This window comes from Endozoicomonas atrinae (assembly GCF_001647025.1).
Taxonomy (GTDB): domain Bacteria; phylum Pseudomonadota; class Gammaproteobacteria; order Pseudomonadales; family Endozoicomonadaceae; genus Endozoicomonas; species Endozoicomonas atrinae.
The window spans coordinates 1-468 of record NZ_LUKQ02000786.1; the positions used below are offsets into that span (position 1 = coordinate 1).

Consider the following 468-nt stretch of genomic DNA (forward strand, 5'->3'; position numbering starts at 1 on the left):
GTGTTGTTGGAGACTATACCGATACCACCACCAATGGTGGCACTACAGCATTCAGCACAGAAATTGCACCTGTCGGTATTCTGGTGAATGCCGTCAACGACGCACCCATTGTTGATACCAATGCCAGTCTGACCCTCACCGCCATTAACGAAGATGATACCAACAGTGATGGCAACTATGTCTACCAGATCGCCCAGGGCAGTATCACTGACCCGGATGGTTATTTTGGTGATGATGAAATCGAAGCCATGGCCATTACCAGTGTTGATAACACTAACGGTACCTGGCAATACAAGATTGGCTGGAATGATCCATGGACCAATATTGACGACGGCAGTCTAGCAGATAACCATGCCCTGCTATTAGACAGTTATCACAAAGTGCGCTTTGTCCCTAATGATGACTACAACGGCGATGCCACCTTTGACTTCCGTGCCTGGGATAGAACCTCCGGTACTGCAGGACAGT

At 48.7% G+C, this 468-nt stretch carries 1 protein-coding gene; it reads left to right on the forward strand.

The window, feature by feature from the left end; genetic code table 11:
• On the forward strand, positions 1-468 hold a 468-nt coding region (locus AK963_RS34465), incomplete at both ends, for a hypothetical protein (protein ID WP_175404799.1).